Below are 24260 nucleotides of genomic sequence, written 5' to 3'. Positions count from 1 at the left end.
AAAGATGCATGTCTGGGATCTTGAGTTGGTACATCCCAGCCAAGGTTCCCAACGTGCCGAGATTTGTATTTCTATAGATTTTCCGGCTGTGCCCCCAGCCGTATATTTATCCAAGCGACTTTGCCTAGTATGGCCGCATGTGGAAGAGACAGGCTTGTTCTGCCACGGTGTGCAACCCTCGCCGGATGACTACGACAACCCTGTGGGTGCCGTGAAAGCAGTGCTGACAAAGCTAGAGGACTTCTGGCAAAACACTCAGGATCCAGCTTGGATTCAGGCAGAGTTCCAGAGAGAAAGCTTGTCGTACTGGGCGCGTTTTTGTCTGAGGCAAAGAGCTTTAAATGGAGGAGTGGCGCCAATCTGTGCTCGAGTAAATTATTCGCAGGTAGATGATCTAGTGGAAGGTCGGGTCGCAGCATATTTTTCAGGGCAGAGAGAGAAACGAATTACGAGCCTGCTCGCCAACCTAGGTGATACAGACCCGCATTCCCTTGCCACCCGTCACGGCTGGTCGCACGGCACTTTGAAAAGGGGGGGCTCGTTATTTCTTCCTTTACCGGACTCGTTTCTTTGGACTCCCGACGCCTGGCCGACCTCAATCGATGAACTCAATGCGCTAGTAAGCCATTTGACCGGCGATACTCACAGGCTTAAAGCTTGGCTAATAGAAAAGAGCCAAAAAATTGAACAAATTCTGATGGTTGTTTTCGTTCAGTCCAATGTCTGTTATGGCTACCTACTTGAGGCTCCAACGATTCCGGGTATGAGCAGGCCGCGTATCACTCCGATTTACTTTGACCGTGTGGATGCTAATTGGGCCCTAGCGCGGGATCAAAACCTGGGGGCGGTGGATCGGCGCCGAAGCGTTAAGGCTTTGGTTCTAGGTTGTGGCTCGCTCGGCTCAATGGTCATTGAACACTTGGCGAGAGCAGGAGTGGGCAGCATTGACATCGTCGACAAGGAGAGTTTCGACGCTGCGAACTGCGCCAGACATGTGCTCGGTGCTGATAGTATCGATTTGGGCAAGGCGAATGAAATGGCTTCCCGTCTGCTGCGACTCGTCCCTTCAGTACAGGTGAATGCACATCGCGTTAAGGCAGAGCGCTGGGTTCCTTCACAGTGTAGGCCAGGACAGTACGAGGTTGTGGTTGATCTGACGGGTGAAGCTGCCGTGCGCAGCATGCTCGTTCGGTATCGCAATCTGTGTTTCGATGGCTCAGCAATTTTCCACGCTTGGATGGAACCGTTTTGCGCAGCAGCCCACTTAGTCCACCTGGCTCCGGCGGATGAATACCCCGTTGAAGAGCCAGCGGTTGGTGTGAACGTCGCCCAGTGGCCACCCGGCACCCTCATCCAGCTACCTGCTTGCGGAACAGGGTTTCATCCCTATGGATCATCTGATGTCGCTCAGGTCGCAGGATTTATATCAGAGCGTACGCTCGCTGTAATAGACGGTGTGGCTAAAGACTCCCAAGTGTGGAGTTGGGTTAGATCTGAAGGGTTTTTCAGCACTCTCAGCGTTGCAGCAGTATGTGGCCCGTATGTCCCAAAGACGAAAAGCATATTTGACTCTGTTCAGTTGACTCGATCATTCCATGATATTTATGGGGGGTAGATATCCTTTGCGCTTCCAAATACCAGATGCAGCCTGGTGTCTGGAGTTTCCTAAGGAAGCGGTGCTTCAGCTACAGGCGTTTGCCCAGAAGGGTGGGCAGTCACGCGAGTTGGTTGGACAGCTATACACCCGTGACCTTCAGGCTCTTTCAGTGCAGGTAGACCACGTGACGCTAATTGCGCCACTCTGGGCCAGGTTCACTTCTGTCCGTTTAGATATGAAGGCTGTACGTCGTGAGCGAGATCGCTTGTTTGTTCAGGGGCTTCACTGCATCGGCTTCTGGCATTCGCATCCCGAGATTGAGCCACATATTTCGCCGACTGACGTTGCCATGGCTGAGGAACAGGCACGAGCTGGAAAATCAGATTACCAGGGGCTGGTATTCATGATCCTTGGCACCGCACCTGCACCAATGGGATTTGGAGTGTGGGTACATGATGGAGCAACGCTCTGGCGTGCTGAAAGCCTCATCCGGTAACCGTCATTGAGTTGAGCTATCTAGAAGTTGCAGAACCAGCGAGGCCACATTTTTTGCATCATCAATTCCGCGATGATAAGTCCCGTCCCATACGATCCCCAGCTTTTCTATACAAGGCTTAAGGCCAGAGGGCCGTTGACCAGAATCGTATTCCACCCAATTTTTTACATTGAAGTGGGGGATGCTTTCCAGGATGGCGCTGCACTGATTGATTGCCCCATCGCGTTGAATCTGGACGGCGTCGTAACTGCCCCATGAGGCCCAAGCAACATCATCATAGGCACTAATGAAGTCCCTGAGTCGCTGCATTGCGTCAGTAAAGCTGGGCGCCGAATCAATATCGCGTTGCGCTATGGTCGTCAGCTTCTTACAGAAAGGAGTGAGCACCGGGTGCAGGTGGGGGCGTACAAAACTCTGAAAGCTTTTCGTCTTTTGCTTCCTATGAAGATCTATCACGACAAGGCCGATCTCAATAGTCTCCATTTCACTGGGCGTCACAACCAAGGCCCGCGAATGATCACCCGCCTGTATCTCATCACAGGTAGCCTCAAGGTCAACACACAAGAGGTACCTGAACGGCTCGAGGTCTTGATGGATGCTCTGTATTTCTTGGTTATGCATTGGTCAGCACACCGTTTGATTGGGGTTGACTGCGACTTTACGGCTTTTTTCACCAATCGTGGCGACCTTGATAGCCCATCCGACTAGAGAGGCTTAACTTCACCGCCTCCACGGAACAGTTAGCCCTCTTCAGGGGGAATTCTCTCCAAGGCGGCTTTGAGCTCGTCGATGATCTGCCGATGACTAGCCAAGTCTGGCATGGCATTCTCGAGTATGAAGGGCTCTGATTTACCTAAGCGCTGTTGCAGGTTTGAAGACCAGATTTCCACCGACGCATTACAGTACAAGGCGAATTTAAACTCCTGTAGAGAGAGCTCCGACTGGATGTCACTTCTGCTATCACGCCGTTCATTTAGTAAGCCACAACCAGCTAGAGGATCAATTAGTAAACGCTCGTTTCTGAAGTCCATCCAAAAAATAAACGCCACTCGACCGTTGGCCGACTCCAGACGAACACCTATCTTCCCATCATCCATTCCAGCGGATGTAAGGCGCATATTTCCAAGGGGAGCGTATGACTTTCCTTTGCGTGCGAGTACGTAAAACTCATCAGGAATTTCGTATTGCCGATTAGGGACGAGCTCACCCCGCGTTAGTCCGTCCAACTGCTCCTGGTCAAACAGGGCACGAAATCCTTCGAGCTCATACAGGTGCTCCCGTTCATAAGCCCACCGTGCTGGCACCCCAAGACGCTCCTCCATAGCGAGCTCAGCAAGATGTCTCATCAGTGGCTTGTCCATGTGAATCCGCTGGTGGTCATCCGGATCATCTGGATCTACGATATCGTCGCGTTCGGCATGGGCGATAGCATGGCGGCCTTGTGTTGCTAGGTAGTCGGAAATGTCGGTGCCAAGAGCCTGCAGCTCATCACGACGGGCAATTGAGTCTCTGTCCGTTAATACCGGGAGGGCCTGCTGGATCCACGGCCCTCGTTCTCTGCCAACAGGCAAAGAGCGGGCAAACGCTTTGTAGAATCCGAGAAACGAGTAGAAGGGATTGCTGAGTGACAGCCCTTCACGATAGTAGGCCATTGCTTTGCGGGCTTCATCGCTTTGAGGTGAGTGGAGGTTCTCGTCAGAAAAAAACTCGGTAAAGGCATTGTTGCGAAGCATGCCTACTCGATGTGGATGGCTACCACCACCCCACATGACAATCTCTACTTTCGCACCCTCACGCCAGGCAATTGCAGTCGCCAGGCGCATCACTGCAGCTCGCCCTTCATTGACAGTCATGCCTTGACCATTAACTCGAAGCGCGATTGCAGGGAGGCTCCGATGCTGCCCTTCGGATATAGCTGGTTGCAGCAGAAACTCTAACCCCTCAAAGGTTATCAGCTGAGCCCTATTCGGCCAGAAAACCTGGGTTTCCAGCCCGCCAACCACCCATTCACCTCGCTGGGCCTGATATTGCTCTGCTCGTTCGAATGGATCATCGGTCGCCAGCATTGTGAAGCTCCTAGGGTTTGGCGGTTACAGGGTTCAACCTCAGTTTATATTGGTTGCCGATGTGAGCGTGACCCGAAGGCCTAGCCATTTAAGACCAGCTCCTGCAGAACATTCGATCATGCCGGCCCATGGGAAGATGGAAGCCTCTTAGCCAGGATGCATCTGAGGGAGAGCACCTGGGTTCACACCGCAGGCTTTTAACACGCGCCCCTTTTTGGCTTAACCGGCCACGTGGTGGGGCATCGGAGTGAACGTAAGCGCCTGATCGCCCACCCAGGCTGACATCGCAATCATCACCTCGTTACCTTCTACAAGAGCGATGTCACACGTGTTCGAGACTGTTTCGCTGGTGGCCGAAATTTCACTAATCAACGTAAGCATGCAGGAGCCCCCCAACCCCTCAAGAATGGTACAAGCGGTCGGCAGCCGCCTGGCGGACTAAAATCATTCACGAGGACACACCGTGGGCACTGAGCGACGATGACAACCGCGCCAACCAATTCAACGAGAACAACGACGCGTACTGGCTATCACGTGATTACGACGAGCGCCCAGAAGTTTGGGAAGATCGTGCTGATGAGGAGAATTGACGTGGCCAACACACCTCAACAACCTCCCACTCCGACCTGAGTAAGGTGCCGCCCACTTACGCGGTCTTATGTATCCCAAATAGCTTGGGAGAAGGTGGGATCTGGATAATTACACTCTTGTCAAAGCAAATCCGTCTCATCTTCTTCTTCAGCCCGATCACTGCGATCAAAATCATCATCGATATTAATTATGGTTGCGCAACCTGTCATGGCCGATACCCAGTCTCGGATCAGCGAAGCACGATTGAAGTAAAAACTTTCATGATCATCGGTGGCGATTGAGGCGAGGCAAGAATCATCCAATAGATGAAGTTCTAGATCGCATTTTGAGTCCGTGGTGATGATATCATTCTTAAAAGGGTGGACGATTAAGGCAATATTATATGCCAGAGACCTTTTGGGAGCGTGTTTTGTAAAAGCTCGGCTGGTCTTCTCGTAAAAATCCTGAAGCTCGATATTTTTGCCGGTGATGGTTCTCGTGGGTTTCAATGAGAAAAGCATCAGTGCGAAAGCGGTGCTGCTAGCATTTTTAAGTGTGAACTTGTCGAGTAAAAATCTTGTTATATTTATTTCTTTGCGCGCGAATAGATAATTCTTTGTTTGGTTTGAAAAGTCCCGAACGTTCGCAAGTTCCCGTGCAATATCACCTGTGCTAGCACCACCAAATTGCTGCGTTGTAGATGTAAACCAAAACCAAGCCTTCAATTCGTCAAGTTGTTGCGGCGAAGGGTTAGTGCAATTCCTGAAGAACTCAACCGCAAATGTAAAATACAGTGCATATGGTAGGTAATTTGCGTCGTATATTTGCAGGCTTTCCTTAAACCATGAGATGGCTTTGTCAATGGATAATTTGCACCTTGTTGTTGCCTCGCTCAATTGCTCCGGTGTCAATTTTCTCAGCTTTTGGATGTCATCTTTGTTAATGCCCAAGTTTGCACTTGCTGCTACCGATCTCAATATCAAAGTATCTGTAGCGTTAACAAAATTCTGCTGAAGGCAAGATTGTTGAATATTGGTGATCTCTTCCGCCAGATCAAAACCGTTGCTCCAAGTTGCGGCCATCATAAGATCTACAATGGTGAGCTTTCGACCAGTGCTATTTATGCGCTCAAATATTGGGGCGACCTCTTCGATAGACATGTCTCCAATTTTGACAACTGCAAGCTGGTAGTCTTTTATAGCCCTTAACAATCTCTCAGCCCGCTCGGTAAGGAGCGTGGATGTGGTGAGGTGCTCAAGCTTCATACATTGGCGGATAAAGTCACTGGTATTCAGCAACTTGTTGAGTGGGAAGATTGTTACACTGTTGATGTCTTTGGGATATATAAACTCTTCGCTTTCAAGATCAAAATGGATGCCCCATATGCTATTCACCCCCGACCCGTCCCAATACAATGCACCGCACAGCGTAGTAAGCCGTTGCTGCCCATCTAGGAGGTAGCTGGTAGGATAGATGGTTGCGTCTTCATTTACTTTAAGTCCAGCAATGTCGCGCTCGCTCTTTAGTCTCTGTGAGCTATCCCATATTAGTAGGCTGCCAATCGGATAGCCTTTATAGATGCTGTCCAGCAATTTCAGCATGTCGGGACGTTTCCATACGAAGGGGCGTTGGAAGCGTGGCAGTTTGATATCCCCAGATTTAACCAGCCGAGCTAGTTCTTCCAGCCGATACACGACTGGCTTAGGATCGCGCTGTGACATCTATGGCTTCTCCTGATAGTTCGTCATGAAAATCTGCCGGTGCAACGGATGTAAATAACTTCTAGGGGGCAAGTTTTGTAATATGTCGAATCTGTGAAGCAATTCTCCCATTTTTGGGAAGCCTAACTCCATTTCTTCTCTCCCCGGTAGTTCAATTTTAGTCAATGAGTTATAGAAGATAGTAAAAAGTTCGGGCTCGGAAAGCTGTGAGCGAACAAATTTAGCGTAACGTCCACGCTCCTCATGGTCAATTAAAGGGGAGTCACGAATGAATAAAAGTAGATGGTATAAGTTTCGGAAGTAATGAGAGTATTTGTCGATGTGGAGCTCTGCAGCTTTTGTGTAGGCAAGCTTTATTTTGCGTTCTTGTATCTGAAGTTTGTCATCGAGGAAGTTGTCAATACATGCCACTCCCTTCTCAAGCATCGCCTCTAAGTTCGATATTTCATGCTCTGAAAGTTTTGTGCGCGTCTCATTTAGCACTTTTTTTGCGTCTTTAAGAGCGCGAATTTCCTCGCGCTCTAGCTTTTGCAGCGCTACAAATGCTGCGAAGTCTGGATCTTCGGTTTTAATTCTAGTATTGAAATCTTCAAATGCCCGTCTGCCACTGTTGTGGGTATCCTGAAGCTTCGACGTTATATCATTGTGGAGTGCCAGAAGCTGGAAAAACGTACTGTCGAAGCGTTGTTTGTTTGAGTCTTTTAATTGGGCTTCTAGCATGCTTTTGGTTTGTTTTATTTCTCGGTTCTGAAGAAATATGGTGAATATGATTCCAGCAAAAGCAAGGCCTGCAAACAGTGCATTGACGGCACCATATTTATCACCAAATTGGCCTCTTGCCGCAATTGGATCAGTTCCCGTTATGTGGCTATCGATCCACATTGCCCCGCCAAGCCAAATGCTCAGTACCACCAAAAGAACTAAGCCTAGTATTAGAAGATCGATGAGTGATGAGCTGTTTTTATTTTCTTTTGCAGCAGCCTTTCCAGAATTTTTGGCTGAAAACATTGGCTAATTTCCTATTAGCATTTCATGGTAAGGACGATTGTTTGAAACCGGTGGCCTGTGGGCGAGGCCATAATCTCACATTTGCTTAAAATTCTCAGCATGTAGGGGTGGGGATTTATCGGTGAGCAATTCTTAATGGCGTTCAAGCGCCGCCGCTGACTCTGTAGGTTCTATACCGATCTCTAGGGTCGCATCTGGTCATGATTGCGAATCGTATGCTATCGATGCTATTGCATGAATCCGATGTAGATCGGTGCAACATACACTGGCATTCGTGGCTAGCGGAGCGCGCAGACCAGAGATCGCATGTGTGACGGATGGAAGCCTGCAGGGCCGAGACCCGCAGGCGGCTCCGTTAACGATAGCCGGGCTCGCAGAGACACACTTTAAGAGTCCGGCTAGAGGGCTTTCGGCATTCGCTCCAGAGCCTGGTGTTCCCAAGTGCTGAGCAACGCAATAGGGTCTCTTCCAAAATGATCCCCTGAGTCAAATGACCATCGCCGTCCATCAGGACTGATGCAGTGTTCACAGTTATCGACCTCATCACAGTCGTTGAAGATCGTAATGCTCCATCCCCCAATGTCGACCATGAGCATGCCAGGATAAACCTCGTCCCAAGTCCGGGCGCATACTCTGACCATCGCGCGTCGCCCAAAGATCGCATCGCGCAGTACCTAGCAAACCTCCCTTGCTGTGAGTGCAGGCGTAGGTTCATCAGGGCAATAGGTTAAAGTCATAAAAGAAACCAGTCGGCTTTGATCGTTTTGCCAAAGGTACACCGGCATGCATCAACCAGGTACTCACATGGGGAGAGTGCGATGAAGCTATTTTTGGACTGTGAGTTCACACAGCTGAACCGAGATACGAAGCTGATTTCCCTGGCACTCGTGTCCGAAGCCGGCCATGAATACTACGTCGAACTCACAGACACCTACCTAGTCGGAGACTGCAGCGACTTCGTGATCCAGAACGTCCTGCCTCAGCTCAACCTGGCTGCGCACGGGCAAACCTTGGTCGAAGCCCAAACTTCATTGCTCGCTTTCCTGAGCCACCTAGAAGTCCCGTTAGAGATTTGCTCGGACGCTCCAGACTGGGACTGGGATTTCTTCTGCCAATTGGCCTACGTAAATCATCGTTGGCCAGCTAACGTTGCCAATCGTCCAACCAACCTGATCCTGCTATTCAGGCATTTTGAAGCGGATGATATCGGCAACGTGACGCTCCCGGAACTTCCCCATCACGCGCTGCTGGATGCTCGCCTCTTAGCCGACCTTTATCGTCGACTAACTGCCAGTTCCAATCGAGGCATTGAACATGGCTGATGATCTTCATACGCGTGAGTCTGTCAGGCGCAAAGCCCTCTGGACACTGTCGCGCCTGGTGCCGGGCGACCCACAAGCTGCCGCTATTTTGAATGTGCTTGACGACATTGAAGACCAAGAACGCGTCGACTTAAACCAGAGTCATCCACATCTCGATATTGATGCTGTCCGCAAAGCAGTCCTGATTGAGCGTCACAGTTCTAGTATCAACATTGTTGACGAGGCCAGTATTCCACAGCCATGGCGCGAGCGTTTTCTGCAAGCGAGCATCGGTTCGACGCGTTTAGTCGATGGCCCGTACGCCCACGATTGGGAAAAGTTTCTGACTCAATGGCAGGCTGAAATGCAGCACCTGGATGCGCACATTTCTGCAAGGCGAGCGCCTAAGCGTTAAGCATCGGGCGTACCTCCTATTGTCTACCACTCATGCGTCTGCCGTGTGATCAGCAGCGCCACCGGATCAGCACCCAACGGATCACCCAAGCTGCCCATCCGGACTTACAGCATGTTGGCGGTAGCTGAGCGCGTCGCAGTCGTTATAAAACGTGATGTACCAGCTATCTACATCTGCCACCAAGTGATTCGCGTCGGCCTCATCCCAGCCCTGAAAACCTACAGTCACCATCACACCTTGTCGCTTGCGTACATTTCCAAAGCCCGGCGTAATGAATTTTTGATGTGGTCGCGAAGGTAAGGCGGTTCTAGGACTTCAATCTCGTCTGCATTGCTAAGCAAAAACAGTCTCAGCCCTTGGGTATCTTGAATTGAGCATTTCAAGATTGTACCGATAGAGGTGTGTTCGATTTTTTGAGTTTCATTTATCTGGTTTTCAGTGAGGCGGTTAAGGAGATTCGCTTCAAGACGCAGCCTCAGCTCAACAGGAGCTTCCTCATGAATGGTATTTAGATCTCTCTGCACTACGAATGCGCCGACGCTGTATCCCTCTGGCTCAGGGGTATCTTGCCAATAGGTCTTGATGTTAACCATCCTATGAAGCATGAGCACGCACTGCTTGCCGGGCCCATTGCTGCTGTACTTCCCGCGCAGGGCATCCCGCTTCGGCATCTTACCGTCAGGCCACTGCTCAGATTCGACGTAGGCCGACAGATAGACATTGGAGTCTTGGAAGGAGAGCGCTAGAGGCCTCAAAATATATGTGCATTCGAGATCACCAACATCGCGTGGCTTATAGACGACCTCTAACGTTTGACCGTCGAGCATGGCCGCTTGGATGAGCTCAAGGTGCGCCGGATCGTAAGCGCCAGGCAGTAGGGTGATGAAGCGAGTGCCCGTAGTGATTCTGCCCTGGCCGATCAGGTCGTGTTTTGAGTTTCGGCTTATTACCCCTAGCGCGTAATCTCGAAGCTCCACGAGCTGGTCGGTTACCACTTTGAACCCGAAGCGCTCGGCATGCTGCAGTATGGCTACCAACGTCATCGATTCAGCGGGTGTCAGTACGAGATCTAAGCGAGCTTTTCGCAGTTTCCACCGGTAGGATTTTTGACCTACTGGCTTCTCACCGGCGATCAGTCCCTCCGAAGCAAGGATCTGCAGGTCGCGCAATGTGGTTTTAAGGTGGGGAACCTGTTCAATCCAATGTGTCAGCTGAGCGTGCAGCTCCTCAGTAAGCAGGGAGCGACGCTCCCGCAGCAGCATACCTAAGAGTGCCTTGCGTCTATCTTCCTTGGAAATTTTCTTAACCATAGCGAACTCACAGACAAAATCTGTCCTTATTGTGAGTCAGCATCACTTTGCCAGCAAGAAAACCCAACGAACTTAATGGAGCATCTCATGAAGACTAAGGTCTCGCACCGGAAGTACCCCGCTTACAAAGATCGCGCTGAGGTCAATGCTTTCATTGAATGGCTTGCTGATCAGTTGGGGTCTAACAAGCCTTTGGAGCATCATTACACCAACCGGCAGACCAGAAAGATCTGGCAGTTCTCAAGTCTTCATGATGCTTTTGAGCAGTACGAATGGAATCACCCAGGGGTGGCCCATCTCAATGTCAGTGCAGGCAATTGTGGTAATAGCAACGCTAAAGCTCTTGAGGCTCTAGCCGCTGACCTCAGCGCGGCTGCATGCGACGACTCAATGCTGCGGGGAACCCAGGCCACCATGTCTTGGGGTGGTGTTTCTGCTAAGAACAACCGCTGGCTTGGAGAGAATCGAGTGGGTTTGGCAGCGATGATCGAGCAGGTTGCGGAGGTTCTGCGATATGGAGATCTGGATAGCCCTAGATTCTTCAGCGATCTGCGCTTCAATGCAGGCATGACTAAGGTCTATTCGCTGATCTGCAAGAATTTCATCATCTACGACAGCCGAGTCGCTGCTGCTATGGGCTGGCTTGTCATGAAATACTGCTGTGACAGAAAACTGACCTCTCTCCCTGACGGGCTTCGCTTCCCTTGGGCGCCGGCAAAGGAGGCTCAGAACACTGTTGCGCCTAAGAACCGTGATCCGAGTTTGGAATGTGACTTTAAATTTCCCCGGCTGCGACGAGGTCATCACCACGCACTCTGGAACATGCGGGCGAGCTGGGTGCTCAGCGAAGCCTTGGCTCATCCATCGGCGCGCGCGAGCCGCTTCCATGAGGGGTTCGGAAATCCTCTTCGTAAACTTGAAATGGGCCTTTTCATGATCGGGTACGACCTTGGCCACCGAGTCGGGTGAGCGAGGGGATGGGGGCATGAACGACCAACTTAATCTGGATGCGCTGATCCTGGCATCGGTTGGATCGGGGATTTCCAACTCCTTGTTGAGGAGCCGAATAGCCGAGCAGGTACCACACGTATCTTGTCGAGAGCTTGATGATGCGCTGGTGGAGCTCCAATTATCCGGCGCACTGCATCAGTTTTACAGTAAGGCGGAAGATGTTTGGGCTGTTGGCCCGGGCGAGGAGGAGCTTTTCGAAGACTTCAGTCCCGAAGTGATTGAGCAGATCCTCAACCCCGGAGAGTTTGTTGAAATAGATGTCGACCAGCTACTCGCTGAACTGGACGCCATGATCGCTCGGGCCCGGACGAAATAGTTCCAGGCATCAACCGGTCGACGCTCAGCACCGTGTAGGGAGGCTGCAAGTGCGTATCGTGAAGGAGGGGGGTTGGCATTCTCTTGGTGTCGCTTCATGATGGCACATCTACTTAAGGGCTAGAGTGCCATCATGGATGATCTCACCGCTTTCTATCTTACTCATGTTCGACCTTACTTCGGTCAATCGCCGGACGACGCGATCCTCAACCAATACGAGCCTATTGCTGCTGGTGAACTTCGGGAAAAAATGCAGATAGGAGTTGAAGGGGCTGAGGAGAATCCTATTTGTCGATTTTGTGGTCTTGGGCCAGATAAAACGACTTTTGATTTAGTGCCTCATGCGGTGCCAGAGTTTATGGGGAATACCAAGCTCATAGCCACAGATGAATGTGACGCTTGTAATAATAAGTTTGGTGGGACAATTGAAAACGATCTTGCTAATTATCTAGGTATTGATCGAATTTTAACAGGGATGAAAGGTAAGAAAGGACTGCCAAAAGAAAAATTCAAGGGCGGATCAATCCAGAAAGGAAAGTATACGAATCTCACCGAGATATGTAGTATGCCAGGATCCGAATCTATTGTTCATGATCGTGATCAGAAGACGTTTACCTTCAAAACGGTTAGAGCACCTTATGTGCCCGCCGGCGTCTTTAAATGCCTAACAAAAATTGCTCTTTCCATCATGCCGGATGAGTATCTGGATGAATTTTCGGAGTCTAGAAAGTGGGTCGAGAGAGCGCATGATTCTTGGGGCTTTGTTCCTGTCTCAGCGTTTCGTGCTATCAAGAGTACGATATATCTTCCGAATCCATATCCGCATATGCACATTCTATTAGCTCGGCGTAAGTCCAACGTGTTTGGTTGTCCTTACATGCTGTTCCAGATTAGCTTTAGTAATGTGGTATTACAAATTCCGGTGTTTCGCGGTCAAGCGGATGTTCCAGTGTTTGGAGAGAGGCTCTTGACGCAATCGGTTCCCGTGATTCCGAATCGCTATAGTCTGTATCCTGCTACTCGCCCACGCGTGAAAGTAGAGGTGTTAGACCTGAGTAGAACTCAGAAGTTGAAACAGGATGAGCACGTGGTAACGATGTCTTACGAATCTATGATTACCTTGGATGTATCAAATCTGACCCTTGAGAAAGGCCAGATAAAGGTGCTCCATGGGACGGAGGATTCGTCAGGCAAAGCTGACGGAGCATAGTTAGAGGTTAACTGATCTCGGGAGCGACGCTAAGCTATTTGCATATGAGCGCTTCAACTCTAAATTAGATAACAGGGAGCATCAAGAAATATGGCTCAATCGAATTTTTGTGTATTAGACTCCGGCGGGGCGCCATATCAAGGGGTGGGGCCGGCGATTATTTGCTATGGATCCTTCGTCATCGCCAACGTCGAATCTCCGACCGGGGCGAATAATAACGGCAATCTTTCCTTTAACCATTACGCAGTCGTGGCGGAGCTAAAGGGATTCGGAGTTGGCGGCTTGGGGGCGCTGCTCTTTGCTGAACATGTAGCTAAGATCTTGCCAAATTTCACGGCGCTTCATTTTGATTTGTATCGCCAAAATCCATCAGACAACCCTATTTCGCTACGCAATGCGCGAGAGAAGCTTTTTTTGTCGCTGGGCGCGACGTGCTCGCACGCACCAACCTCTTGGCATTCTCCACCTCATTGGATAGTGGCAGTGCACTGGGATAAACCGCATTGGGATCATCCAAAAAAATTAGCGCAGTTTAAGCAGCTTTTTCTTGCCCGCCATGAAGAAATATTAGCTGCAGCAGCGAAGAGGAAAGCACGTGAGGCGAGACAGTTGAAGAAGTTGAAGCGATTGAAGCGATTGAAACGATTTAAGGTTCTGTCGCTCATTAAATGGATCAGTACCAAAATGTGATTTGGCGAATTGTTACGATGTCGCACTAACTGGATATATCTTCTTGATGTTCTCGGGGCTAATACATCATAGGTTGGTGCCAAGGGTTTTACATGATTGGCGCATCTAGCCCGATTCGCTTGCTCCCTCATTCCCCGATGGTTTAAATGTTGGCTGTTGTGTGTTAATTCTTTTGGTGTATCTAGTAATTAGAAGCTGGTGAAATAAAGTGCTGCCTTCATCGTATGATATTTTTTGGCATTTCGCCAACAATTTGGACTGTCTCCGCGTCTACAATCTTAAGGGGTTTTATGAGTATCTCAGAGTTTCAAGAAGCAGCTGAGCACAATACCAATTTAGTAATTGAGTTTGTTGTTCCGATCTTGCACTACAGGCTTGGTGCTGGCGAGGCAAAAGAGTGGGTCAATGGCGGTACAGGTTGGTTTTTTGAAGCTATGAATAAGAAGTGGCTAATAACTGCTGCTCACGTTGCAGAGGATTACCTGGCGTCGCTTGGGAATAATTATATGACTTTCATTGGCGGAAGCGATTGCCATATGATCAATATATCACAATGGGAGGTTGAAGCAATTGACTCTGAGCTAGATTACTGTTTAATAAAAATCCCGAAGGGTTTTTCCCCGTCCCGAATCAATAAGTCCTTTTACAAACCCCAAACTTGGCCTTTAGAGAGAGCTGTCAGAGGTGACTCTACTTTTATAGTTGGTTATCCTGGAAAGCTACGAAAGGGCGACAGCACTACCGTTGATGCTGCAATAGCGTGTCTGAGTGACTTTGTTGCATCATCAACTGACAACCTTCTTACTATTGTTAATGAGGAGGGCGCCAGGATAAAAATTCCTGTTGCCGAAGGGATAACGACTCCCGAGCATTTTGGTGGAATGAGCGGTGCACCCGTGTGGAAAATTTTCCCCGATGGTGGGGTTAAACTTGTAGGAATATTCATTCAAGGCGGCGGGGCTGACTCGCCCTATTTTTGCAGACATATTGACCTGTTGTTTGGCACGGTTACAAAACCGCTAAGCTAATTTTGATATCGGATCATCGGGATCACTTAGATCGAAATGGCAGCGTGACCCATGAAGTTTGAGAGTTCACAGAGATGGCTCCAGACTAAGTGCTCAAGCATCGGGAGGTGGTGAGGCAGAAACCCCTTTCGGCGCTTGCCTAATTTTTCTCAAAAGGCCGGACAAAGACGTTTTATACTCCGACATATTTAGTGGCTGTACGGCAGGGTTTACGGCTTACAAGAGATAATGCGTTGAATCCGCACACCAAATACTAAGCAAGCTTCTAGGATCACCGAGATACTCATATGTGTCCGTCATGGGTTTGTAGTGAAGCGCTTTCGCGTGAAACTCTCAGCCTGCGCCTGCAATGCGAACGCGGCCCTAGAAGATTTTTAGGCAATGACGCGGTTGGAGAGATATGGGAAGCGGAGCGAGCGGCGTGTGGGATGGACGCTCGAAGGGCCGAGACGCAGGCTATGCCAAGGCTTGGTTCACGACAGCCATTCACCGCTGGTGCACGCACCAAGACAACCCTTGCTTGAATATCTGAGTCAAGGCCTGAGCCAGTTTACACTTCGGCGTCGCTACCTTTTCACCAGATCTTTGTACTGTTCTCGTGACTTCAGGATCTGATCTCTGAGTTCTTCTGGATCTATCCTCATCCCACCACGAGGAGTTGTCTGCAGCGATTGCAGGCTATTCACCGCTTTGATGAACTCTCGTTCTTCTGCCTGCACCCAGGCAGGGCGTTTGTCTTTCCAAAATAGCCATGCCATCGGTTTTGCCCCACGTCTGGATGGATGGAGGGGAACGGTAGACTACGTTTACTCGTTGATGAACCCTTTGCCGACATACTCCCTGTGAAGCAGCTCAGCTCGCTCAACTGCATGCCTATGAGAGTCTGCAGGTATCTCGCCAGGCTCAGCAGGAAAATCGCTTGGCTGCATCGCTCGGAGGAGATACAGCTCCTCTAGATTCTCTTGGGCTTGCCTGGTGTACCTATCTTGAAGTGCCTCGGCGACGTCTTTGAAGCCAGCGCTTGATGGGCCGTTGTCCCAGTACCACTGCTTCATATCCTGATAGATCTGAAGATGGACACTGTCGAGCCTACCGCGATGCTCATCGATGTCGAAAGTGTACCTACAAGGATCAAGCTGATAGAGGACGAACTCTTGCAACCGATATGCTGTTCCGTACATACCGTTCAAAAGGATGTCGCGGTGTTGTTCGTATGGTGACTGATGCATCTCAGAGTTCTCCCTTAGCAAGGTCTCCCAGCTTGGAGAGACCTCTTGTTTTCCAGCAAGCGACTACGGCTTTTCTTTGAGGCAGGTGGAGCGCGCAGACGTACGGATGGAAGCCCGGTAGGGCCGGGACAACGGCGAGCATCGCCGGGTCTGGTTCACGACAGCCGGCCCGGTAGGCACGCAAAAGACAGACCTACAGGCGAGTTCTACATCCTGGATTCAAACTGCATCTCTCCGAGGATGTGGTGTGAAATGAAACCTACAGGGCTCCAGCGGTCAAGGAAGATAGGTGGGTTGTCCGATATTTCCGACGAAAAATCAGTATATTACGAGCATACCCTTAAGCGGAGGTTACTTTTGTTAGGAGGGATCTGATCACTATAAAGGCCGTCTTCCCCCTGCGTGGCTAATGCTGCTAATAGGGAGTGACTCACGTTGCCAGGCAAGCGGAGCGCGCAGACCTGGAAGGTCGGAGGGCATGAGGATGGAAGCCCGCAGGGCCAAAGACCTGTCGTAGACATGGCTTGGTTAACGACAGCCGTCCCTGCAAGGGCATGCCACTACTACCGAAGCGTTGATGATTACCGAAAGGTGCGCTGATCAAATGATCGGGACACTACGCCCAGCGCGCAAAGATCGTATGTCCTGCGCAATGCCACCTCGTCACCAGACGACACCCTGACATGAGTAAAGATCGTCGACAGAAAGCGCTTCCTTTCGCCGTTGCCGAGCTCAGACCAAATCCTCGGCTGTCCTTGTGCATCAGGGATCGCCAGACGGTCGAGGAAATACTCTTCCAGGCTGTGCAGACGTTGTTGGCCATCAATCAAAATTTCACTGTTTTCGGCTAATGCCCTGCTACCGATCTCTGGCTCGTACCAGTCATTCGTGAGGTAGCTCCCCAGATGCCCACCTGACCATATTGCTGAGATGAAACGAGACTTCTGACCGAGGTTCCACTCCAGCCCGCGCGCCCAGGTTGGGACGGGCATGCCCATAACGAATCGCGCAGCCCACGGAAACTGCTCACGAGCGGAGGAGGGGTCTACGAGATACTTTTCCCAGTGGCCGACTAAGACCTCGAGGGGACAATGACTGACGGTCGTGGGCAGAAGACGCTGCGGCATATGGATGTGCATGTCTGATGTTCCGCCGTCGGCGTAACGTTTAAAAAAGGAAGTCATAGTTTTCCTGGGCGGCTCAGGTTGGTCGAAGTATTCGGGTAAGTACGGGCGCATCTCCATGCATCCATCGTTGCAATGATCAGCAGATCCCGATCTGTGGAAATATCGATCTGCCCGCTATCGGCCAAAGCATGTGCATAGCCCTCGGAATAGGCTGCCGCCTTGTTGAATTCGGATGTGCAGGCTGAGGATTCGATGTAGCCGATCAGCCGCTCCCATGTCCGCCGTTGGCGGTTGCCGAGGATCGTGGAGGGGAACGATAAGGCGCCGCTCAGGCGCTGTGCGAAGTCATGTGTAGAGAGGGTCAAAGGCGTCGCTCAAAAAGGGTACTTACCCATCACAAACGGTTGGTTTCGGAAAACCTTGAGCTGATGCGGAGAATTTTGAATGCGGGGACGGCATGCATGGTGAATGCTCATCACTTAGAGCAAGCGGAGCGCGCAGGCGTGAGGATGGAAGCCCGGCAGGGCCAGGACAACGGCGAGTATCGCCGGGCCTGGTTCACGACAGCCGGCCCGCTAGGGCACGGCATAAATTAAACGTGGCCCCTGCCAAATCATCACTTCTCAGAGCTTGATTTCGGAATGCGCAGATACTTCATCGTCATCCCGCTAACCTGATGTCCCATGTTTTGCGCTATCCGCTCGAGAATATGTTTCGCAGCAACGTGGAGCATGGATTGGCGAATGGAGGATGCACGCCTCTGAGATGGATTAGCTATGGCCTCTCGCAGATAGACTCCAATAATCCGATGCATTTGCTCGAGTGACATAGGGACATTGCTGTCTTTCGGAGAAGGAAAGAGGTAACCGATTGGAGGAATCTTCGCTTGGCGCACGTACCTCTCAATGAGGGTACTGAATACGGGAGGGATAAATAGCTGACCACTACGACTGCGCGCTTTAAAATTCTTGATCCGTAGGAGAGAGTGCTCGTCAGTAGTGTAAACGTCATGAGCTTTGACGTTTAGCAGTTCAAGCGGACGAATACCTTGCAGCAAACCCAGGCACAAACATTGGTCATGAAGACTACCCTTGCGCTCTACAACCTCCCAAAAGCTTTTCAGTTCTTCTTGGCTGATGGGGTCTGCTGGAGGCTTCAGAAGCTCTGCACTCAGATCGTCGCGTAAGTGTGCGGGACGCTTCGACTGTCCCTGATTGGCAGCCCCAGCCAGCTCATTGGCTGGCCTTGTGATTAATTCAAAGACGGACTGAGAAGCGAGAGTACCGGCCTGTTGTGAGCGTGAAGTCTGGAACACGGTAAGCTCGTGTAGGGGCAGCAACCTTACTAACTGGTTGACGTCGCGCTCGCCCATGTCAGTAACTTTTTTGGACTGACAGAAAGCGGTAAGGGCGTTACTGATCCCGTCCCTGACTTCATCTTGAGTAGGCCCGGCGACATTCTTGGCGTGCTTGCTAGCCGAGGTTTGCAGATCATGAAGATCCTGATAGCCAAGACCCTTCGAGAGGATTTCTTGCGAAGATGCGAGGGATAGAGAAAAGGCGCTCCGCCAATTGCGCTGGAGCTTTTTGGCGATACGGTTGAAGCCATATTTGACACGAAGGTCGGCAAGAGAGATTGGTACGCGCATAGCATCCTCCAATTCGCCAGCGGTGTCGGCTGCCCTCTGACTATTGTCGGAATGCATGTGAAGCAAAAGAGGTGAAGCACCCTGTGGCTATACCGCCTTGGCGAACCGACCGCCCGATCTCGACTAGGGAACCGAGGCGGTCAAGTTAGCATATTCGTAGCGCTTGTCTATTGGATCAAATGGACGACCTAGATGCGTCCACGTGACTGATAAGGCAAGCGGAGCGCGCAGAGCATGAGGATGGAAGCCCGCAGGGCCAAGACTCGTCGTAGACAGGCTTGGTTAACGACAGCCGTCCGCGCAGGGGCATGCCACGGCAACAGTAGCTTCGATGACTATTTGGTTTCGCTTGATGTCAATGAACGGAGGACTTCGTCAGATGTGAGATTTATCCATGCGGGTGGACGAAACCAGTTCAACCACGTTTCGCTCTTTCACCTTAGCCTTTAGGGTCTCGTTCTCGTACAGCAGCACCTCATTGATGGATGCGAGTCTGGCGAGCTTGGCCTGAAGCTCCTCAATCTCATGACGGTAGCCCTTAGACTTCTGACGCTCGGCAATCAGATCCTGATGTTTTACATCTCGCATGGCACGACTAGATCGCCCCTGGATCTGTCGTATCTCCTCAGCGATTGCTGGGTAATGATTATGGATGAGCGCCGTCGATACTCCGGCCTCACGGGCCACAGCGGCGATGGTCACCTTAGTTTCACCGGTACGAGCCCGACCTTTTTGGATGGCATAGATGGCTAGCTTCAGATCCTTCGCTCGATCCACAGCAGGCTTGTAATTGGATGATTTGTCCTTGCTCTTCATGCACTCAGATCCTCAGGAGGCATATCCAGTTGCACTAATACCTCCCGGCAGCGGTTCAGGTCGCGCTTCACGCGTAGGCGACCTCCTTCGCCAATGTCCTTGCAGAGCAGCAGCTCTTTCAGATCATCGTAGAGTCGCTGGTAGATGGGGGCGTGGATACTCCCGATCACCGATTGGTCGCAGCCAGTGCAGCGGGTGCGTTCGAGGGTATTGCCGACACAGCCGTCGTTGTCTGCCGTACACCAGGCATGGCCGTTGCTGCGGATGGCTGTGCTCTCAGAGACGGACTTCAGCATTGAGGCACGATCTTTGAAGATCAGCAGGTTTTGAGGGTCTCGCTGCCATCCCTTGATGGAGCGTCCATAGCCTCCTGCCAACGATTCATCGCCCATCCAGTTATCGACGACGCCGAGTTTGATGTCCTCCAGCTCATCTTGGATTTCCATGTAAAGGTCAAGATCGAGATGCTGCCCCCAGCCATCGTCCATGGCATAGCCAAGGGTCATGTCCAATGACCAATGGGCAAAATGCTCTTTGAGGTATCGTAGGTCTCCGAAGCGGCTGTGCGCGGCATAGTTAGCGAATTTACGACGAAATTGATGGCTGGTAAGATTCCAACTTAGCTTGCAGTCGTGGGAAAAGCTCTTGAGATAGTCGTCCCAAGAGCTACCAGAAAGGGTACGCGAACCAATCCCTTCGAAAGCGGTTGTAGTGAGAAAGAGTGAATGGCGATGCTTTTGAGCTTCTGCGATGAGCGGGTCGTGGGGGTTGGTGCGACGTCGCTGAATAATCTCAGCCGCGATCTTCGCTTGATATGGAGCAGCCCAACGCTCCATGATACGCAGGGCCCGTACTGCGATCTCTGGAATCATCCAGTCGTGGATCCCTTCATCAGTCTTCTCGGATTTAGAACGCATCCAATGATAGATCGTACCTTCGTCGTCCTCAGTGCGGTGGTGGGCGTTCGACTGCAGATTGGCCAGCTCGTGGTTCCGACAACCCGAGGTACTCGCCAGGACTATATAGCAGGACGTCCGCAGGGACATCAGCGCCGTATTTAAAGTTCGCACACCACCATCCCAGCCCTTAGCTTTCAAGTGCTTATTTTTTGCCTTATATATGCCTCCAGCAAGGCGGCCCCTGCTCTCTACTGCGATAACATCAAGATCATCTCGGAGGTTTAGTAACAACCTTCCGTCTTCAACCTGTCTGTATGCTCGCTCGAAGATCGTGCAAAATATCTCATCGGACATAAGCGGTGTTCGGCCGCTGCTGGCTATACCAAGTTGTCCTGCCATCGCCTTCGCAGAAGTGCCCTGCCACGGATGCCCCGGCATCTGATCGTCTGTATATTGGCTCAACTCATAAATCGCCTCTACTGCGTCGTAGCGGCTATTTAGCGCATTGAGTGTAAGGGGTTTCTCAGATTTTTTGATCTGCCGATAGGCCTTGCAGGCGGTCACATAGGTTGCTGCGATCAAGGGCGTTACCGCACCAAGGTTTGCGATATCAAGCTTCTCTAAGTGACGTAGAAATGGCTGCATGTTATTAGCCAGATCTCGAATCGTATTGCCCCTCGGTCGGCCTGCCTCTAGTCGACCTCGTCGGATGTAGCGATAAAGTATAGCCTTCATCACTGCTCGGAATGCTGGTGGCATGCTGCTGAAATTGAGCCGTCTTGAGGATGCCCTCACGTTGCTTGGAAAACCTTCAAGGTGCCAGACGTCGTCACCGTACCGGCTGCGGATGATCCACTGTCCATCGACCTGAGTTGCCGTGATGATTAGCTTGTCGCGCTCTGAGTTACTAAGCCCGCGAACATCGCTCGGCTGATCTTTCAGGGGCGGCCACGGCAGGTCTTCTGATACCTTTTCACTCATGAAAAGATCTCCAAGCTGGCAATCAGGTCAACTGACCAGAACGGATGTGGATTGGTACGGGCGCGCTCGCGAGCAGCGTCTACCGCTGCCGTTTTGAAAACTCCGCGACGAAGTCCTTCCGCAACGATATAGTTATCGATAAGGCGAGGGATATGCGCATATTCACGTGCCCAGCGCCCCTTGTACATGCGAGAGCGTTCACTCAACACTCGAAAGTAAAAACTGAACAATTTGTACAGGTCTTCGGCGGTCACTGCGTAGTCTTTGCAGCGGAGGCAGTTCATGAAATTCATGCATGTAGCTCCTTCACGTTTCGGAGCGAATTGACCATTTTCTGGATCGCCGCAGTGGCCCAGAGGGTTTTCCTTATAGGTAGCACCAATGGTCGCAGTCAGTAGTTCTCCCACCAGTACCTCCCCCATAAACCGCCAGTTTCGACGGGCTTCCTCAGTCGGAGCTAAATAGTTCTGGTCGGTTACCCGTGGGGTGTTCCCAAGAGCAACGGCGGTGGTTGCGAGGTCTCCATCAGTAAGCTCAAAAATTCGATTTCCAAATGTCTTGCGCAAGCGGGAAATATTGATTCGCAGTGGCTTTCCATCGCTATCTTTCAGGCCATAATCAGCTACAAGACGGTTTATTCCGTAATCCACCATACGCGCCTGCAGCTCTGTGACTTGGCCGATTGATCTTATGGTTCGACTTCGAAACAGCCATACACGGCCTTTGATGTCAGGCGGTGCTTCTGCATCCAAATGCTCAGTCAAGGCGATCACGCGGCGGATCAAACGCTCAACGTTAGTTCTAACGCTGGGTGTTGCTTCTAATAGACGCTCAGCTTTCGACTCAGCGCGCAAAACTACTTTGCTGGAGCTATAACCACGTCGCTTCCATAGCACCAAAAACACCGTGTCGTCCTTGGGGTGCGCGCGCAAGCAATTGCGGCCCATTTCCAGCAAAGGAGTGGTATTTCGGCCAGTGTGCAAAGCAACTATGAGTAACGCATAGACCAATAGTTCGCTGGTTACCGTCGGTACATCGGCCCATATTGGTTTGATGGCTTGTCGTAGAGCTGCCGCAAACTCTTTCCGCTCGCGCTTGGACAGCGCCGTCTCGCCCTTGGCTTTACGAGTGGAGTTCGGAAAAGGATTACGTGGAAAGGTGGCTTCGCCGCCAGATGCGACCAGTGGAAAGATACCTCGTTGCGCGAGAGCAACCAGTACAGACTTTGTTTTTCCGTACGCGTTTTTCTGTCCGTTAGTCGTTAGACCGTTTCCAGACAGATGGCCGAGATAACTATCGATGAGTATTCGGTTCACATCATTCAATGTTAAGTCACGTTCGAAAGCCATCGCTTGGAGCATGCAGAAATCAAGGAAATATTTCAGACCAGCGGTGCAAAGGCCGACGACCGTAGCAACCGAGAGGTCGCCTTCTTGCCCTAATAAGAAGCGCTCAATTTGGCGCTGACACGCGTAGGTAATGGAGTCAATTCCAGATCCGTACCATCGTGCAAAATCAAATCCTCGACGGCTGGAGCTATTACGTCCGAACGCTACCGAGGTGTCCGCCGGAGGAATCACCTCGGGCAGAATGTACACGTTGCCCTCTGTGTCGAAGCCGTGTTCGACTTTCGGGACGCTGAGATCAGTCTTGATAAATACTTTGCGCTTCCCCATCAGGCTACACCCGCCATTTCGCTCAGCTCGTCGTCATATGCCAGCACGGCTTCATCGGCCATTTCGTTGACCAAATGCAGGTAGATCATCGTGGTTTGAATGGAGCTGTGGCCAAGTTGACGTTGCAGATACGTTAGAGGATCGATCCCGTTCTGCGGGGTGCGCTGAAGGTTGAACAGGGTGTGGGTCGCGTAGGTATGGCGCAGCATATGCGCATGGACTTCAAACCCTGCCTGCTTGCCAGTCTGGTTGATTATCCGATTCAGGCTCTTGCCAGCACTGCTATAGGGTTCTCCGAGACGGTTGAGGAGAAGCGCCTTTTGGTTCTTGCCCAGAGATGCCCGCTCGCCACGCACCTTAGAGTGGTAGCGGTAGAGCTCGGACATGAACTTGCGACTAATCCAGATATATCGCTCCTTGCTACCCTTGGTTTCCATCCCGGTGCCGTCGCACGGATCAAGCTTAATTCGGAGATTGCGTTCGATTCGACCAGCTTTGTCCGGGTCGAAAATATACGCCTCCGGGAAAGTAGCCAGTTCGTTACGACGCAATCCTGTGCGTAGTGCCAGTTGAATCATGATTCGGTGATGTGGATTTTCTGCTGCGGTCAGGAGCGACTTGGCCTCGGCCATGCTCAGAAACTTGGGAAGTTGCTTGTGATGGCGCGGCATCACATCGTTCACCAAGACCTTGCCGCCACTGGCGTCGATATGTTCAAGGAAGCTGTTTTGGCGCGGCACTGTACGTTCTTCGTGACTGAACGGCAGACGCTTCACCCAGCCTTTGTCTAGAGCGAATTCGTAGAACTTGCAGATGTACGTCATTCGCTGGCGAGTAGTGTTTGATCCCAGATCGCATGTCTTCAGGCAGTAATCCCTGTAGGCGGCCAGAAGGCTCTTGGCCTCTCCGCGATCTACGTCCCGCCAATCAAGTTGATGGGCTTGTAGGAAACTGAAGTAGTCGTAAAGTGCTCGTCCGGTATTCGGCCAGGATAGATCCGAGCCGATTTCTCCGCGAAGTAGGTAGAAGCGGAAGAACTGATTGGCGGGAGTGCAGCTCTCCATCGAGTCCCACAGCAGAATCGGAAATCCTCGGTACGGATGTCCTGCGATCAAGAAATCCTCTGTGCCCCACACAAGCTCCATC

At 51.2% G+C, this 24260-nt stretch carries 22 protein-coding genes; 9 read left to right on the top strand and 13 right to left on the bottom strand.

Going from position 1 to position 24260, the window contains the following annotated elements; genetic code table 11:
* The first annotated feature begins 4 nt into the window (after positions 1-4).
* Both BFQ00_RS28495 and BFQ00_RS21455 read left to right on the top strand, forming a co-directional pair.
* On the top strand, positions 5-1615 hold the full coding sequence (locus BFQ00_RS28495; protein WP_083227408.1) for a ThiF family adenylyltransferase: 1611 nt from the start codon (positions 5-7) through the stop codon (positions 1613-1615).
* 7 nt (positions 1616-1622) lie between these two features.
* Positions 1623-2093: a Mov34/MPN/PAD-1 family protein gene (locus BFQ00_RS21455; RefSeq protein WP_164484666.1), complete on the top strand. Its 471-nt coding sequence runs from the start codon at positions 1623-1625 to the stop codon at positions 2091-2093.
* A 3-nt stretch (positions 2094-2096) separates the two neighbouring features.
* Here the strand turns inward: BFQ00_RS21455 and BFQ00_RS21450 are convergent, their stop codons facing one another.
* The 4 genes from BFQ00_RS21450 to BFQ00_RS21435 all read right to left on the bottom strand — a co-directional run bounded on the left by BFQ00_RS21450 (position 2097) and on the right by BFQ00_RS21435 (position 7458).
* Positions 2097-2714, bottom strand: a complete 618-nt coding sequence (locus BFQ00_RS21450; protein ID WP_065934681.1) for a 3'-5' exonuclease — start codon at positions 2712-2714, stop codon at positions 2097-2099.
* Between the two features lie 119 nt (positions 2715-2833).
* Positions 2834-4159: a methylamine utilization protein MauJ gene (gene mauJ / locus BFQ00_RS21445; RefSeq protein ID WP_065934680.1), complete on the bottom strand. Its 1326-nt coding sequence runs from the start codon at positions 4157-4159 to the stop codon at positions 2834-2836.
* Between the two features lie 710 nt (positions 4160-4869).
* Entirely contained in the window at positions 4870-6450 is a 1581-nt protein-coding gene (locus tag BFQ00_RS21440; RefSeq protein ID WP_065934679.1) for a DUF262 domain-containing protein, read from the bottom strand.
* Positions 6451-7458, bottom strand: a complete 1008-nt coding sequence (locus BFQ00_RS21435; protein WP_065934678.1) for a putative phage abortive infection protein — start codon at positions 7456-7458, stop codon at positions 6451-6453.
* Positions 7459-8276: 818 nt separating this feature from the next.
* On the opposite strand from BFQ00_RS21435, the gene BFQ00_RS21430 reads away from it, so the two are divergent.
* Together BFQ00_RS21430 and BFQ00_RS21425 are read left to right on the top strand one after the other, a co-directional pair.
* Positions 8277-8780, top strand: a complete 504-nt coding sequence (locus tag BFQ00_RS21430; protein WP_065934677.1) for a 3'-5' exoribonuclease — start codon at positions 8277-8279, stop codon at positions 8778-8780.
* Positions 8773-9174, top strand: coding sequence for a hypothetical protein (locus BFQ00_RS21425; protein ID WP_065934676.1), 402 nt, complete (start codon positions 8773-8775; stop codon positions 9172-9174). The genes BFQ00_RS21430 and BFQ00_RS21425 overlap by 8 nt, the downstream gene beginning before the upstream one ends.
* Before the next feature lie 230 nt (positions 9175-9404).
* Here BFQ00_RS21425 and BFQ00_RS21420 read toward each other — a convergent pair whose 3' ends face one another.
* On the bottom strand, positions 9405-10484 hold the full coding sequence (locus BFQ00_RS21420; RefSeq protein ID WP_065934675.1) for a helix-turn-helix transcriptional regulator: 1080 nt from the start codon (positions 10482-10484) through the stop codon (positions 9405-9407).
* 87 nt (positions 10485-10571) lie between these two features.
* Here BFQ00_RS21420 and BFQ00_RS21415 point away from each other — a divergent pair, with 87 nt between their 5' ends.
* From BFQ00_RS21415 to BFQ00_RS21400, 5 genes are all read left to right on the top strand, one after another.
* Positions 10572-11453, top strand: coding sequence for a hypothetical protein (locus BFQ00_RS21415; protein ID WP_065934674.1), 882 nt, complete (start codon positions 10572-10574; stop codon positions 11451-11453).
* 16 nt (positions 11454-11469) lie between these two features.
* Positions 11470-11811 carry a hypothetical protein gene (locus tag BFQ00_RS21410; RefSeq protein ID WP_124433841.1) on the top strand — a complete coding sequence of 114 codons (342 nt, stop codon included), beginning with the start codon at positions 11470-11472 and terminating at the stop codon, positions 11809-11811.
* 132 nt (positions 11812-11943) lie between these two features.
* Entirely contained in the window at positions 11944-13020 is a 1077-nt protein-coding gene (locus BFQ00_RS21405) for a hypothetical protein (protein ID WP_065934672.1), read from the top strand.
* Between the two features lie 90 nt (positions 13021-13110).
* On the top strand, positions 13111-13710 hold the full coding sequence (locus BFQ00_RS29345; protein ID WP_124433840.1) for a hypothetical protein: 600 nt from the start codon (positions 13111-13113) through the stop codon (positions 13708-13710).
* Positions 13711-14000: 290 nt separating this feature from the next.
* On the top strand, positions 14001-14738 hold the full coding sequence (locus tag BFQ00_RS21400; RefSeq protein ID WP_065934671.1) for a S1 family peptidase: 738 nt from the start codon (positions 14001-14003) through the stop codon (positions 14736-14738).
* An 806-nt stretch (positions 14739-15544) separates the two neighbouring features.
* Here BFQ00_RS21400 and BFQ00_RS21395 read toward each other — a convergent pair.
* The 8 genes from BFQ00_RS21395 to BFQ00_RS21360 form a co-directional block, all read right to left on the bottom strand.
* Positions 15545-15967 carry a hypothetical protein gene (locus BFQ00_RS21395; RefSeq protein WP_065934670.1) on the bottom strand — a complete coding sequence of 141 codons (423 nt, stop codon included), beginning with the start codon at positions 15965-15967 and terminating at the stop codon, positions 15545-15547.
* A gap of 581 nt (positions 15968-16548) precedes the next feature.
* Positions 16549-17151, bottom strand: coding sequence for a DUF262 domain-containing protein (locus BFQ00_RS21390; protein WP_065934732.1), 603 nt, complete (start codon positions 17149-17151; stop codon positions 16549-16551).
* On the bottom strand, positions 17148-17459 hold the full coding sequence (locus BFQ00_RS28480) for a hypothetical protein (protein WP_083227404.1): 312 nt from the start codon (positions 17457-17459) through the stop codon (positions 17148-17150). The genes BFQ00_RS21390 and BFQ00_RS28480 overlap by 4 nt, the downstream gene beginning before the upstream one ends.
* A gap of 251 nt (positions 17460-17710) precedes the next feature.
* Positions 17711-18742, bottom strand: a complete 1032-nt coding sequence (locus tag BFQ00_RS21380) for a site-specific integrase (protein WP_065934668.1) — start codon at positions 18740-18742, stop codon at positions 17711-17713.
* Positions 18743-19117: 375 nt separating this feature from the next.
* The gene (locus BFQ00_RS21375; protein WP_065934667.1) at positions 19118-19558 is read right to left on the bottom strand and encodes a TetR family transcriptional regulator; all 441 of its coding nucleotides are present in this window, start codon (positions 19556-19558) and stop codon (positions 19118-19120) included.
* Positions 19555-21438, bottom strand: coding sequence for a hypothetical protein (locus BFQ00_RS21370; RefSeq protein WP_056859333.1), 1884 nt, complete (start codon positions 21436-21438; stop codon positions 19555-19557). Before BFQ00_RS21370 ends, BFQ00_RS21375 begins: the two co-directional genes overlap by 4 nt.
* A complete protein-coding gene (locus tag BFQ00_RS21365; protein WP_012723725.1) occupies positions 21435-23114 on the bottom strand; it encodes a hypothetical protein in 1680 nt (559 codons plus the stop codon). Before BFQ00_RS21365 ends, BFQ00_RS21370 begins: the two co-directional genes overlap by 4 nt.
* Positions 23114-24259: a tyrosine-type recombinase/integrase gene (locus BFQ00_RS21360; protein ID WP_056859331.1), complete on the bottom strand. Its 1146-nt coding sequence runs from the start codon at positions 24257-24259 to the stop codon at positions 23114-23116. The genes BFQ00_RS21365 and BFQ00_RS21360 overlap by 1 nt, the downstream gene beginning before the upstream one ends.
* Between the last annotated feature and the right edge of the window lies 1 nt (position 24260).

The sequence above is a fragment of the Pseudomonas sp. 28 E 9 genome, from assembly GCF_900004785.1.
Taxonomy (GTDB): domain Bacteria; phylum Pseudomonadota; class Gammaproteobacteria; order Pseudomonadales; family Pseudomonadaceae; genus Aquipseudomonas; species Aquipseudomonas orientalis_A.
This window is presented reverse-complemented; position numbering and strand designations above follow the sequence as displayed.